Origin of the sequence: Vibrio sp. B172a, from assembly GCF_030248355.1 — a bacterium.
Taxonomy (GTDB): Bacteria; Pseudomonadota; Gammaproteobacteria; order Enterobacterales; family Vibrionaceae; genus Vibrio; species Vibrio owensii.
Genome location: NZ_JAHGAC010000003.1, coordinates 344,312 through 357,868, shown reverse-complemented (window position 1 = coordinate 357,868; position 13,557 = coordinate 344,312). Strand labels below are relative to the sequence as shown.

Here is a 13,557-nt window from a genome sequence, read left to right as displayed (position 1 = left end):
CTCACCACTAGCGACTGAGACACAATAAAAAAGGGAGGCTGAACACCTCCCTTTTGCTAACTGAATATCGGCACTTCGACCATCGAAGTATGATAAAACGCGTAACGCCCTTTACCCAACTGCTTCGCTCGGTACACCGCCATATCGGAACAGTGCAGCAGAATATCAATATCGCGCCCCACGCCCTCTGTGAGAACAACCCCAATTGACGCAGTTAAACTGATATCAATGCCTAAACGATCCGCCGTGCTTTGTAATTTAGCGAGGAATTTGTCTAGCTTGAGCTCTAATTCACGCTTAGTTCGAAACTCTTGCGTTAACACCACAAACTCATCACCACCAAATCGACCTATGATGTCGCGCTTGTGGCCAAAACTCTCTCTCAACACCGCTACAAACAGAGCGATAACTTTATCGCCCGCTAAGTGACCGTATGTATCGTTGATGTACTTGAGGTTATCCATATCAAAGAAGATACAAGCTTTGGGCGTATTACTAAGAGACAACGACTTTTCTGCCCCTCGCAAGAAATACTCCCTCGTGAGCAACCCACTGCGTGAACAAAACACGCCATTACGGCTGGCTTGAAGAACTTGTTCAAAGTGCTCTTTTAGCTCCATCGAACTGTCGTTGAACACTACTTTGCTCTCTTCTAAGAATCGGTCAAGCGGTTGAGTCAAACCAACCACCTGCTTACCCATCAAACGTGCGATGACGACGTAAATCGCGACAATCAACATCACGTTCGCACCAAACATCAAAGTTCCATCGCCCAGCAAGGTACTGAACTTAGCTTTTGAAAGCAGAATCCAAGGCGTGCCTTCTATCTTGGTGAATTCAACGTAAGACAAATCAAGCGGTGTACTATAAGTAAAGAAACCACCGCTCCTTCCTTCAGTTAACGCTTTTAGGTTGTCTTCTCGATGAAAAAGCTTTTCGTAGCCGTAGTTAAATAAGTTGATACCGACATAATGCGTGTCTTTGGAATGACTGATGATGTTGAGATTTTCATCTAACAAGACGCTGTAGATGTCATGTTCATTGTCGGTCTGAAGTGCAGTTTGAATTTCACTGAAATGAATAGACGCCGAGATGGTGCCCATCAAGTCACCGAGTTCGTCAAACATAGGACGACACAGCACATAAACAGTTTTGCCATTTGAGACATCGGTGAGAACGTCTGTCATCACCGCTTTCTTACTGCGGATCACTTGATGAAAATAATCCCGATGAGCGATGGAATGCACTTTGCTGTTATGTGTACTGACCATGTTCCCCACACCGTCGCTGAATCCAATGCCTGCCAGTTCAAAGGCTTGCTTATATGGAACCGCACGTTGCGCACGCTCTTGCAATGTGATGTCTGATTCGATGAAGTGTTCATCTTTACTCATTGCGCGTAGCAGATCACGGTAACCATCAACGATAGTACCAAGGTTGAGCTCTGCAGATTTAACATGGTATCGGGCTAGGTTTTTCGCTTCGTCGACCTGCTGGTATGCCCAGTAGGTGAAGTTAGTGAAAAGCGCGATCAAGACAATCGGGACAGTGTAACGCAGAGTGACCGATTGAAGACTTCGAGATACGTTCATGATTTAGTTATTGTTATTTGTTGTCGTATGGAGGTTAACTTTTTATGTAAGCCTTTTTCCCACTAACCTTTGCATCGTTTGAAGTACAACTCTGGGAAATCACAAGCACATATTTCACAAAGTCTCATTAGCAAGAAAATCCGACGATTATACCCACCCCTGTATATCGACACAGCCACTTTATGACCTTTTACGACAAAACATTTTACTCACTCGACAAATGATTTTTGTTTATAAATATCATTGCGTTGAATAATTCTCACTAAGTGAGAAACCCTGTTTTTATTGATAGATTAGAAGATTTATCTCTTTCAAACACCGACCTTTTGTAACGAGCATCACAATTTTTATATGGCGAAAGTGTGAATTTTTCTGCTCGATTTCTAACAATTGAGATAGTTAGCCTACACTTTTCATATCAACTTATTGGATATGGACGTGCACAGTGGTCGGATCGTTTTCATGGAATAACCTATCTGTTAAGCACAAGCTGTTTAGCTTAGTTTTTTTACCCATCGTTTTACTCCTCTTTCTTGCGGGGCAACAAGTTCACAGGCTTTCCACTCAGGCTCAAGATCTGGAGAAAGCACAACTGTTTTCCGACTATATGGATAGCGTCTCTTATCTGTATAACTTGCCGAATAACAGCGAAGTGTCAGACAAAGAGTCGGAGATCAAAACCGTCACGCAGTCGCTCAATAATGAAGCCAAGAATATCTTTGCCGACAATGGCGTAGAAATGGCGGACCTGCTCGCGAGTCTGGAAGAAGCCAGTCTTTCTCTCGCAACAACAACGGACATGGATGAGCGCTTAGACGTTGCAGAGTGGCGTGCAGACACCTACAAACAGATTCTATTGGCGTTAGAGAAAGTCCCTTTTAATGATGCTACATTCGAAATCCAAGCCCACCTCTCTGCCCTTATGCAGATTGAATGGTTGATGTTTTGGTCCAAAGAAGAAAACCGCCTGAGCCAATATCTGATTTACTCCGTTGAGCAAAACCAATTTTATGACGCTGACATCAGCAGCGAGATTGAATCGCTCGTCAAAAACCAACAATTGTTCCTTGAACGCTTCGTCACACTTAATGCCAACCAACAACAAGTTGAACTGTTGATCGAAACATTCACCAATGAAGTGTTCGTCCTTAGCCAAGAGTTCAGAAGCTTTCTGTTCAACGAAGAAGCACTCAGCACTCTGCCAGAAGGTGAAGTTGCCGCAGGTTTAACTGCATTAAACGGACGCTTAGCGTTGCTTAAAAACGTCGACAACAAAATGACCGAGCAATTGAAAGCCGACGTGGATCATGCAATTACGACTGCAAACCAACAGCGCTTGATGTTCATCGGTATCATGTCTGTCATTACCATTTTGGTGATTAGCTTGGCGTTACGTCTGGTTCGTAAAGTGACGAGTAATCTTCAGTTGGTTTTGGAATTTCTTCGTCGTGATAGCTACAGTGAGGAATCGCCGCTTGAAGAGCTCGTTAAAGGTAAAGATGAGTTAAGCAAGTTTGCTCAAGAAGTGGAAAGACTGAGTTATGAGCGTGAACAAGCCAACATCAAACTGACACAAGCAAAGGAAGACGCTGAGCGCGCCAAAGACGATGCGATCAAAGCCAGCAAAGCAAAAAGTAGCTTCCTCGCTAACATGTCGCATGAAATACGAACGCCACTTAACGGTGTTATCGGTATATCAGAAGTGTTGTCTGATACCTCCCTCACTGCCACACAACGCGACTATGTGGATACTATCGAGACTTCATCGCAACTACTGTTGAGCTTGATTAACGACATTCTAGACTTCTCAAAAATTGAATCCGGCATGCTACTTATCAGCCCGCATTCAACTTGTGTTCGCGAATCTATTTACGACATCGCTTCTATCGTGTCGCCTAAAGCCAAAGAGAAAGGCATCGATCTTCAAGTGAGCATCAGTCGTAACACACCTTTCCGTTTGATGATTGATGATCACCGCTTACGCCAAGTAGTGATGAACTTTATGTCTAACGCGGTTAAATTCACGGAAAAAGGCACGGTGCTTCTTTCTGTTACCACTCATAGTGTTTCTGGCTCTAACGCGGTCATGGAGTTCTCTGTTCGAGATTCAGGTATCGGTATCGACGAACAACAACAGAAGAAAATCTTCGAACCATTTGCACAAGAAGACGACTCTACAACACGCCAGTTTGGTGGTACCGGTCTTGGCTTAGCAATCAGTACTCAGCTTGTTGAGTTAATGGGCGGCAAGATTCAATTGGAATCCGAAAAAGGCCAAGGCAGTCGCTTTTTCTTCCAACTGTCCCCTTCTGTTGTTCAGCTAGACTTTGATGCCAAACATGCCGCGGCTAACAGCCAAATTTGGTTGGTTTGTGAAGATGCCGCAATGGAGAGCACACTACGTGATGAACTGAACTTTTATCGCATTGCGGTTCATCAATCCGTGACGAGCTTAGACGCTCTTCCAACTTGGATTAACGACAAAGAACACGTCATCGTCATCTATGCCGAAACGCGACCAAATGCGGCAATGGAAAGCGAAGATGCCTTCCACCGATTGGAGACTCAAAATGTACGCGTTTGCCTAATCAAACATCTACAAAGCGACCAATTTGACTTCGGCGAAAGCGTCAGCGCAATGATCACGCAACCTCTGCTTGGCCAACGTTTGGTGAAAGCGCTTGAAAACTGTGAGGCCAAATTTAGCCAAGCGGCACAACGAGTGACAGCAAGTGCGACGGCCAATACCAAAAACAAAATCTTGGTGGTCGATGACAACACAGTAAACCAAAAAATTGCGGGCTTACATGTGACAAAAGCCGGCTTCACGTTCGACCTCGCCGCCAACGGGCAAGAAGCGGTCGACATGTTCAAGAAGAACCAATACGCCTTGATTTTAATGGACTGCATGATGCCCGTTATGGATGGGTTTGAAGCAACAGAGAAAATCCGCCAAGTCGAAAAAGAAGAGAACCGCAGTTACCGCATTCCAATCATTGCGCTAACCGCAAGTGTGGTCGATGACGACATCCAGAAGTGTTTTGATGTCGGCATGGATGACTATGTACCCAAACCATTCAAAGCTAACATCCTTAAAGAAAAACTGGCAAAAGCCGTTGATTTTCCAGAAGTGGACACATCAACAGTTGTGCCAACCCCAATCAGCGCCGCAGCAAAAACACGCCCGGCAGACAAGCCTGAAGAGCCTGCAATGAACACCTTGCCAAGCCGCTCAGAACGCATCTTGTTGGTCGAAGACAATACCGTTAACCAGAAGGTTGCGTCATTGCTGCTGAGCAAAGCGGGCTATCAATTTGAGATCGCCGAAAATGGTCAAATTGCCGTGGACATGTTCCAACAAGATAACAGCTTCGACATCATCTTGATGGATTGCATGATGCCAGTGATGGATGGGTTTCAGGCGACAAAAGAAATTCGCGCTTATGAACGAGTTTCTGGTCTGCCTAAAACCCCGATCATTGCACTGACGGCAAGTGTGGTGGACGACGATATTCAGCGCTGTTACGACTCAGGTATGGATGCCTATGTGCCAAAGCCGGTGAGAAAAGAAAAACTTCTTCACCAAATTGAAAGTGTGATTTAACGGATAAGGTAATGGTCATGGATACCCATTTCTTAGTGAACAAAAACAAAGTGTTGAGATCACTCTCTACTGCAATGATCGCCTTTGCCCTGTTGATGTCTTTTGATAGCGAAGCATTGGCGGCAGACCAGTATGCGATTTTCTCTCTCGACTCAGGCTTTGATGAGCTCAGTATAACCAAAGCAAGAAAGCTTTATCGTGGTAAGACTAAGCGCTTGCAAGGTAAGCGTATTGAGCTGTCTGATTGGCCTGATACTTCCTCTGAACGATCAGAGTTTTATCGCTATTTACTCAACAAAAACATCGCGCAAATGAACGCGCACTGGGCGAGCTTGTCGTTCTCTGGCAAAGCACGTCCACCAAAAGTTATCGACAATTCCAACATGGATGCCCTATTAGCCTGGATGAAAGAAAAGCCGAATCGCATTGGCTATGCACCGGTGAGTAGCCTCCCTTCTGATGCACAAATCCTCTACGTTGTAAGTTCGGAGAAATAATATGAAGAAAACACTCATCGCATCAATGACAGCAGCAGCGCTTAGCAGTGTGGCCTTTCCGAGCTTGGCGGCGATAGAATTAACGGACAACTTATCATTGAGCGGCTTTGGCTCGACGTCTTGGGCAACCACCGACAATGAAACGCCTGTCTTAGTAAACCGATTTATCGACGACGAAAACTGTTACGACTGTGATACCACGTTCGGCGTTCAGCTCGACTTCTACTACGATGCCTTTAAAGCTTCCGCACAAGTGGTGAAAAGACCGCAAGATCACTGGAGCGATCCACAACTTGAATGGGCTTATCTCGCTTACACCTACGGTAATGTTGAATTTCGTGGTGGTCGTTTAAGAATGCCGGTGTTCTTGGCCTCCGAGTATTACTATGTAGGTCACGCCTTTACGCCAGCGCGCCCACCAAATGAGGTTTACGACAGTATCTTGGGGATTACCGCCTTTAATGGCATTTCATTCTTGTGGAACTACGAGCTCAACGACAGCATGACGTTAACCACAACGCCTTTTATTGGCTTTCGTGATGAAAGCACCGTCGACTTTAACGCCAATACTGAGCTAACGTTTAAAACCAATGAAATGTACGGTGTGAACTTTATCTTGAGTGGGGATTACTACCGTTGGAACTTTACGTATTTAGACTCAAATTACGATCAAGAGACCAAGCTACGTAACCTGACCACCAATATTCCTGGTGTGGGTATCGTTCAGATTCCGGATCAAACCATCAAAGCGAAAGACCAAAACATTCAGCTATTCTCACTTGGTGCTGAGTACGAGTTTGATGCGCTGACGTTAACCGTGGAAGGACAAACCAACGACATTGCTTCCGCATGGTATGTGCAAGGTACCTACAACTTAAACAAGTTCACACCTTATGCGACCTATGGTCAGCAGTTTGATGATCATGAACATCGAGTTGGCGATAGCTACCTCTTCGGTGTGAGATACGATCTTCACTACAATGTGTCACTCAATGCAGAGTGGCAACACTTCAAGGCTTATCGTGACGCCTCTGGCGCGTTCGTCTCTAACCCTTCCGATGACGACGCTAATATGTACACCATTATGCTTAACTTTGTGTTCTAACCCTTTGGCAGGTCGACACTCATCGACCTGCCTTTTCCTCTATAAACATTATCCATCTATAAACATCACAACTTACTTCATCCTTTGCCGTTGTACCGATTTATGATTTGAATCGGTTGATCATCACGACCGAGACAATGGTTAGCACCATCCCTAAAGCGTGAAACCAAGTAAATGCTTCGTCCAATATGAAAATTGCACACAACGCCGTCATTGCTGGGCCGATGTTACTCACTAAACTCAAATGCGCAGGGTTCAGCCGTGCCATGGCGGCAGCAATCAGATAAGAAGGAATGACGGTACAAAAGATGCCTAGCAACACACCAATAGTAATGAGTTCATTGTTCATCGAGCTCAACTGTAACGAGCTAAACGATAAATGAATAAGAATGGCGACACCGGCACTACCCATGCCGATGCTGGTAAACATGGTACTCCCTAGCTTCGCGATGCTGGCTTTGCTCAACACCAAATACACGGCAAACACAAATGCAGAAAGAATCGCCAACCCGCCGCCAAGCAAGATCTGCTCACCATAGTGAGAAAGGTCATGCGCCACAATCAGCCCCACTCCCAAATACCCGACCAACACGGCTGACAGCACCTGACGGTTAGGTGATTGTCCCTCTTTAAACCACATAATTAACACGACAAAAGTCGGGAACAAGAACAACAATAAACGTTCAAGTTGAGCAGAAATGTAGTTAAGTGCGGTGATATCGAGATAGCTTGCTAAGTAATATCCAAGCACACCAATCGCGGCGGCTTTGATTCCGTGGTGTTTCACTTTCGCTCGGTTCTCGGAGCCGCGTAGCATCCAAAAGAGAATACAAAGGTAAAGAGGCAGTGAACTCATTGCTCGAAGCGTCATGATGCTCACCGCATCACCGCCATACTGATACGCGAGTTTGACGAACACAGGTTTAATCGAAAATAACAGCGTACCAGCGAGTGCAAACATGACGCCAACAGTCATTGCACTGGCATGCTTCTTTTGGGGTTGATGTTCTGAACTAGGGCTGGAATCGGATGCCGTATTCATTTTCTCTCCTTGATGATTGATAACATTCAAACAAGGCTACGAGATAGAATACGATTCTGGCTGCATCTACTCGCAGCCAGGCACAACTCAACCTACCGACTGCTTGGCATTGGAAGGAGGAGCCACCAGAGGTTGGTTGTGCGGATGATCATTTTACTTTCCTATTCGGGTAGAAGGTTCAGACTAACCATTGAACATATTTTGTTCAAGCTTACGGCCTTTAAAATAGTACTCTTTATCGTGTTGTCCGACCTCTCTAAGCACTCGACAAGGGTTGCCAACGGCCACTACATTGGCAGGAATATCCTTAGTTACGATACTGCCCGCGCCAATCACCGAGTGTTCTCCGATCGTTACACCCGGTAATACCACCGAGTTCGCACCAATCCATACGTTATCTCCGATTCGAACCGGCATGTTGAACTGCGCGACGTCTCGTCTCAAATCGGGATCAATCGGGTGCCCTGCCGTTGCGATGGTCACATTAGGTCCAATCATCACGCTATTCCCAATGTAAATGTAAGTATCGTCGACCAAAGTGAGATTGAAGTTTGCGTAAACATTGTCGCCAAGGTAAGTGTGACAACCCCAGTTCGCCCTTAAAGGCGGTTCGATATAGCAGTTTTCACCAACAGACGCGAGCAGACGACCGAGTATCTCGCCTCGCTTTTCTGATTCCGAAGGACGTGTGTGGTTGTAATCGTATAAGATCTCAAGACATTCGGTTTGCATTGCCGCCAATTCTTCATCATTACAGAAGTACACTTTTTGGCTGTGCAACATGGTTTTCTTATCCATTATTATTCCTGTTGAGGGGATGTTCTTGGTTGGAATTTAGCAGAGTCAGAATAAGAAAGGCTTGCCAAAAGTCATGAAATTCGCGTCTTACTTTGTAAGCAAGGTGAAGTAATGAACCCAAGGCTCGTTTTCACCGATGATGTGCTGTTTCTGCACAGACAAAAATGCGACGCTTATTCCTTGGACGCGTTAGGTAGATGCCGAGACAAAGCATCCATGAGATCCTTTTTGATGAGTGGTTTGGCAAGAACCTCATCGGCACCCGCATCGATAAAAGATTGTGTCGATTGTTGCATCACATCCGCAGTCCAACCGAAGATCACGACATCATCCAGCCCTTGTTCGCGGATTCGCTTAACGACCTCAATACCACTCATTTCTGGCATATGGTTATCAATAATGATGAGATTGAAAGACTGCTCGTTCAACAAGTTCAGCGCTTCTTGTCCACTGCTGCATATGTGACTTTTCGCCCCTAACTTATCTAAAAAGACTTTGGCGATGATTTGATTCATCCGATTGTCATCGGTAATCAGCGCGTGAACGGACGAGAGATCTTCAACCTTCACATCCTCTGTTTTCTCTTCAATGGCCTCGCCTGAAGCACTCGGTAAGCTAATCACAAAGCGGAATTGGCTTCCCTTTCCTAACTCACTCTCAACACTGATTTGGCCATTCATAAGAGTCACTAATTTTTGACAAATCGCCAAGCCCAACCCAGTGCCACCATACTGCCGAGTCGTTGACACTTCCGCTTGTTCAAATTCATTAAAAATAGAATCCATACGATCTTGAGGAATACCGATACCGGAGTCTTCTACACAAAACTCTACGAAGGGCGACTCTAGCGCTTTGATGGAAACGTTTATATGACCAGCCTTAGTAAACTTAAGTGCATTCCCGACAAGATTGAGCAAGACCTGCCGAATACGCACAGAATCACCACTATATTGGCACTCATCACAGCATTGGTTATCCACGCTGAACACAATGCCTTTCTCTGAGCACAAGCTTTGGTAAGTCACTTCTACTGGTGTAATGATGTCCGCCATTTTGAAAGGATGAATATCGAGTGCAAGCGCATCACTTTCGACCTTGGCTAGATCTAAGATATCATTGAGAATCGAGATCAAGTGTTCACCCGAGTTCAATGCGAGTCGCAGCACTTTCCTTTGTTCCGGGTCTCGGATGTCATCGATCAGTATTTGTAGCATTCCCAATAGCCCATTAAGCGGCGTTCTGATTTCATGACTCATCGTCGCTAAAAAGGCCGATTTCGCTTCGTTGGCGTGCCTTGCCTTTAATGCCTCGGTTTCAAGGTCACTCTCTAAGCGTTTCACTTCTGTGATATCACGTTCAATGGCAATAAACCGCTCAACAACACCTTGCTCATTCCTCAATGGGATAATATCGATATCAATCCAATAGGGTTGTTTGTTCCTCGTATAGTTGAGTATCTCCGTCCTAACTTGCTCACCCTGTCGAATCGCGTTTCCTATGTCTGAAATCGTCTCTGGTGAAGTATCGGCCCCTTGCAAGAAAGCACCCGGCGCTAACCCTTTGATGCCATCGAGTTGATAACCCGTCATGGATTCAAACGCCTTGTTTACCCACTCAACCTTTCCGTGGTGGTCCGTGATAACAACGGCATCTCGCGCGGCTTTAACAACGGTCGCAAGTAACTCGCTCTCCTTCTCTTTTTCTTTCAATTGAAGGTTAGATTCTTCTAGCTCCTGCTTGGATTTTTCGAGTTCACGGTGTGGGTTAACAAATAGCCTTTTTCCTATGACTGTCACGATAATCGAACTCACGATTAACACGCCAATTAAGCCCTTTAGCAAACTGCTTTGAAGGTTCGTTAATTGTTCATCCAAGAAGGATTTACTGACACCTTGAGTCAAAAGCAAATTACCTCGACTCAAGGGTTCTTTATTGATGATCCATCGGTCGATTTCGCTTGCTGTTGGAACATGCTCATGGCTATGGGATAGATGGTCTTGCGCCTGTGTTTCGGTTAGGTGAGCCAGTTCAGGAAGTGGTGGTACGGTTTGACTGAGTTCATACCAACGCTCTCTTCCTGTTACGAACGAACCAAAAAAGTCATCGTAATCGACAGCGGTTTCACCATATAACACTCCGACAAAATCACCGTTATTCACAAGGGGCATAAAAAGCTTTAAGCAGATGTGATTAGTATCATCGTGCAGCAGATACACGATGCGCTCATTTAATCGAGACTCGGAAAGCGCATTAAAAATCGCGACTTCTTGTTCAGATGCAGGGTGACGAAAAGTGTCTTCGAACAATAAATCGCCGTTAACATCTCTTGCTGCAAATTGCATCGTTTGATGTTGGCCTTTAAAACGCTCCAGCTGAAACGCTAACCCTTCAACATCATTGTCGACCACGGCATCAATAACCCCACGGTATTGGGATGCGAGTACGATTCGATCTTCCGCTACCTCTAAGTACTTCTCCATGAAGATCTTGGCCGACTCTAGCTCAAACCGACCATTCCCCTTTTGGAGTTGTTTTATTGTCGCCTGACTTTCTTGAGATAACACAAATAGTGAAATGACTCCGTAAATGAGCGCAGTCATCCCAATAAAAATGAGTAATAGAGCTTTCGGACTAAACCTAGAGAGCTTTTTTGCCATGAGCACATGCTTCCTTGCGCGAATTCACCGCTTTCACATCAATAAGTGTAGGATACGCAACCGGTTAATTCTCATACTCATTTAGGGTTAACCTTTGGGAACCAACTCCATCAATACAAATCACACATAAATCTAATGAACAGAAAACGGTGAACTGGCGAGATCAAAAATGCCGCAAAGTTCGAATCTTGCGGCATCTTTCTAAACTGGCTTGTTTGTTTTTTTGCGACTTTCCAAGCGCGCTTTAAATTTCTTATTTCGGCGCTTTAAGGCTCGGAAGAACTTCGACTCTTCGTGATACCAACCAATAACGCTAATGGGGAATCCCACCAGCATCATGATGAAGACATCGGCAGGAAACTGCTCTGTAATATCCCTTACCGTTTGCAGCTCACCAAAGATAAACAAGCCTATAACCTTGCCAACCAACAACGCACAGCAAATCATCAAGAAAGACTTCATTATGTAGTGCCATTTGCCTTTCTTGCGCTCTTCTCGCCAATACACATATTTGTGCTCGCGGTTGTACATTTCCCCCTCCGTTTAAGTGACATTGTCACCATCAGTCTGCGAAATGGAATGGTGATGCGAGACGGCAAGCTCGCACTACTTTAATCATAGTGCGATTGGAGGGAGTTGCTTGTCAGACCAATAAGAAATGACGGGGATTTTACTGAGCGGTCCACATTTGTTTGTATGAGCGCAATTCTCGGTTGGACTCATCCAAACCAAACATGCCTGCTAGAGCCTCTAGTTTTTGCTTGTAACATCCTAATGCGCTTTCATCATCAGTCATGATCGCGAATTCTGCGAAATAACCAATGCCTTCAAGGTGATCGAGCGTGATATGGAATTCACCGACAAAGTAGATGCTGCGAACCTTCTTAGTATGAAGAATCACCTCATACCCCATGTTCTCCAACATGCTTTTGGCTGCGTGGGACTTGGTGATGTCTGTCGCTTCGCAACGATCTTCTTCCGGTCCTTTCACAATCCAAAGCTTAATCCCAGACGGTTCAATCTCACGAATCACCAAGCTTTTGTTTTCGTTGGTTAGTTTGCGATCAGGCGTATCGTAAAACCAATCTGATTCTTGGTTGTCTTCGAACATCACCTCGTGTTGTAAGCTGCTTAGCGCGGTTAAAAACGCTCGCTTGTCTTTCACTCGGTATTTCAATTCAACTTCAAACTGACCTTGAAAATGATCTTGTGCACTCACGCGACTACCTCTCTACAACTGTTCGCTTGGACTTTTTATTCTGCTCTTCACAAGGTGAAAGGGCTTTTATATTGGCGAAAGATTAGCATGAGTTCCACTGCTGGTCTGAAACACAAGATAACTTTGTGCAAAACGTGGCACAAAACTTAAAACGCGAGAGAAAGCATATAGACACAGCTTGCAATGCCAGTTATGACGACCAAAGTCCTGCCGATGGCAATATCCGCAATGTACATAACGGGATGAGCCATTCGGGTAAAAGCAAACACAATTGCAGGCATGGAGAGATCAGACCATGGAACACCACTCAAACTGACCGCAAGAATGGTTGCGCTATAAAATGCCAACGCTTCCCAAGCATTCGACTGCGCCGCAATGGTTCTTGCGGCTCGACCACTGAGTTTTCTCTCTTGTAAACGCGGATGATGGTTATCTAAATGGCCGAGTTGCTGGACTTTGGCATAGCCCCCAAGGCCGGCTAACACGTAAGGAATAAAACTGACAAAGACTAAGACAAACAGTGCGGTAGGCATAACAGGGATTCGTGATAATGATTCATAAGTTAAGTTTAGCAATTTCTAATTTGCTCGACTGCTTACTTGTCTCATTCATGCTTACGAAACACCCAAATTGGCCCGATTAAAAGGAACTGAACATCTTCAAAAAACGATGGTTTCTTCCCTTCGATTTTGTGCCCGATGAACTGGAAAATCCAAAGCACACCAAACAGCAGCATCGAAATCTGTAATACTGGCCAACCGAGTATGTCCATCGACCAGATCAAGCCGATACACGCAACGGTGTAACCAATCATCATCATGAATACGCTAAGAGACAACCGGAAGTAGAAGATCCAAGCGGGTAAAGCAACAACCCATACCCAGTTGAGATTGAATCCAAACAAAGGAATTTGCGGAATAGACCAAATCAACCCAACCACGGATAAAAAGATACCCGGCACCGCCACTTTATGAATCTTTTGATTGATTGGGTTTTGATGGCTTTCACCGTAGGCTTCTAACCATTCAGAGAGTTCACGCATA

The 13,557-nt window shown here is 45.1% G+C and carries 11 protein-coding genes; 3 read left to right on the top strand and 8 right to left on the bottom strand.

The window, feature by feature from the left end; genetic code table 11:
- Positions 1–56 precede the first annotated feature (56 nt).
- Positions 57–1,592 (bottom strand): sensor domain-containing diguanylate cyclase, encoded by a 1,536-nt coding sequence (locus KIT90_RS05200; RefSeq protein WP_199454199.1) that lies wholly within the window; start codon positions 1,590–1,592, stop codon positions 57–59.
- Positions 1,593–2,037: 445 nt separating this feature from the next.
- On the opposite strand from KIT90_RS05200, the gene KIT90_RS05195 reads away from it, so the two are divergent.
- From KIT90_RS05195 to KIT90_RS05185, 3 genes are read left to right on the top strand one after another with little or no spacing between them, the layout of a single operon-like run.
- Complete coding sequence (locus KIT90_RS05195) at positions 2,038–5,196, top strand: response regulator (protein WP_285375705.1); 3,159 nt, start codon at positions 2,038–2,040, stop codon at positions 5,194–5,196.
- A 17-nt stretch (positions 5,197–5,213) separates the two neighbouring features.
- A complete protein-coding gene (locus KIT90_RS05190) occupies positions 5,214–5,693 on the top strand; it encodes a hypothetical protein (RefSeq protein WP_009706043.1) in 480 nt (159 codons plus the stop codon).
- A 1-nt stretch (position 5,694) separates the two neighbouring features.
- Positions 5,695–6,798, top strand: coding sequence for a porin (locus KIT90_RS05185; protein ID WP_032802720.1), 1,104 nt, complete (start codon positions 5,695–5,697; stop codon positions 6,796–6,798).
- Positions 6,799–6,898: 100 nt separating this feature from the next.
- Here the strand turns inward: KIT90_RS05185 and KIT90_RS05180 are convergent, their stop codons facing one another.
- The 7 genes from KIT90_RS05180 to KIT90_RS05150 form a co-directional block, all read right to left on the bottom strand.
- Entirely contained in the window at positions 6,899–7,840 is a 942-nt protein-coding gene (locus KIT90_RS05180; RefSeq protein WP_285375703.1) for a DMT family transporter, read from the bottom strand.
- Between the two features lie 183 nt (positions 7,841–8,023).
- A complete protein-coding gene (locus KIT90_RS05175; RefSeq protein ID WP_285375700.1) occupies positions 8,024–8,638 on the bottom strand; it encodes a sugar O-acetyltransferase in 615 nt (204 codons plus the stop codon).
- A gap of 173 nt (positions 8,639–8,811) precedes the next feature.
- Positions 8,812–11,295: a PAS domain-containing hybrid sensor histidine kinase/response regulator gene (locus KIT90_RS05170; protein WP_306310005.1), complete on the bottom strand. Its 2,484-nt coding sequence runs from the start codon at positions 11,293–11,295 to the stop codon at positions 8,812–8,814.
- 201 nt (positions 11,296–11,496) lie between these two features.
- Positions 11,497–11,826 carry a hypothetical protein gene (locus KIT90_RS05165; RefSeq protein WP_005442975.1) on the bottom strand — a complete coding sequence of 110 codons (330 nt, stop codon included), beginning with the start codon at positions 11,824–11,826 and terminating at the stop codon, positions 11,497–11,499.
- Positions 11,827–11,965: 139 nt separating this feature from the next.
- Entirely contained in the window at positions 11,966–12,514 is a 549-nt protein-coding gene (gene cyaB / locus KIT90_RS05160; RefSeq protein ID WP_285375695.1) for a class IV adenylate cyclase, read from the bottom strand.
- Positions 12,515–12,660: 146 nt separating this feature from the next.
- Complete coding sequence (locus KIT90_RS05155) at positions 12,661–13,047, bottom strand: MAPEG family protein (protein ID WP_270050759.1); 387 nt, start codon at positions 13,045–13,047, stop codon at positions 12,661–12,663.
- A gap of 71 nt (positions 13,048–13,118) precedes the next feature.
- Positions 13,119–13,556 carry a DUF962 domain-containing protein gene (locus KIT90_RS05150; protein ID WP_285375691.1) on the bottom strand — a complete coding sequence of 146 codons (438 nt, stop codon included), beginning with the start codon at positions 13,554–13,556 and terminating at the stop codon, positions 13,119–13,121.
- Position 13,557 lies beyond the last annotated feature (1 nt).

Excerpts from the sequence above, each read along its gene's own strand:
- KIT90_RS05200 (WP_199454199.1), bottom strand. The coding sequence starts at position 1,592 with ATGAACGTATCTCGAAGTCTTCAATCGGTCACTCTGCGTTACACTGTC.
- KIT90_RS05190 (WP_009706043.1), top strand. The coding sequence starts at position 5,214 with ATGGATACCCATTTCTTAGTGAACAAAAACAAAGTGTTGAGATCACTC.
- KIT90_RS05185 (WP_032802720.1), top strand. The coding sequence starts at position 5,695 with ATGAAGAAAACACTCATCGCATCAATGACAGCAGCAGCGCTTAGCAGT.
- KIT90_RS05180 (WP_285375703.1), bottom strand. The coding sequence starts at position 7,840 with ATGAATACGGCATCCGATTCCAGCCCTAGTTCAGAACATCAACCCCAA.
- KIT90_RS05175 (WP_285375700.1), bottom strand. The coding sequence starts at position 8,638 with ATGGATAAGAAAACCATGTTGCACAGCCAAAAAGTGTACTTCTGTAAT.
- KIT90_RS05170 (WP_306310005.1), bottom strand. The coding sequence starts at position 11,295 with ATGGCAAAAAAGCTCTCTAGGTTTAGTCCGAAAGCTCTATTACTCATT.
- KIT90_RS05165 (WP_005442975.1), bottom strand. The coding sequence starts at position 11,826 with ATGTACAACCGCGAGCACAAATATGTGTATTGGCGAGAAGAGCGCAAG.
- KIT90_RS05155 (WP_270050759.1), bottom strand. The coding sequence starts at position 13,047 with ATGCCTACCGCACTGTTTGTCTTAGTCTTTGTCAGTTTTATTCCTTAC.
- KIT90_RS05150 (WP_285375691.1), bottom strand. The coding sequence starts at position 13,556 with ATGCGTGAACTCTCTGAATGGTTAGAAGCCTACGGTGAAAGCCATCAA.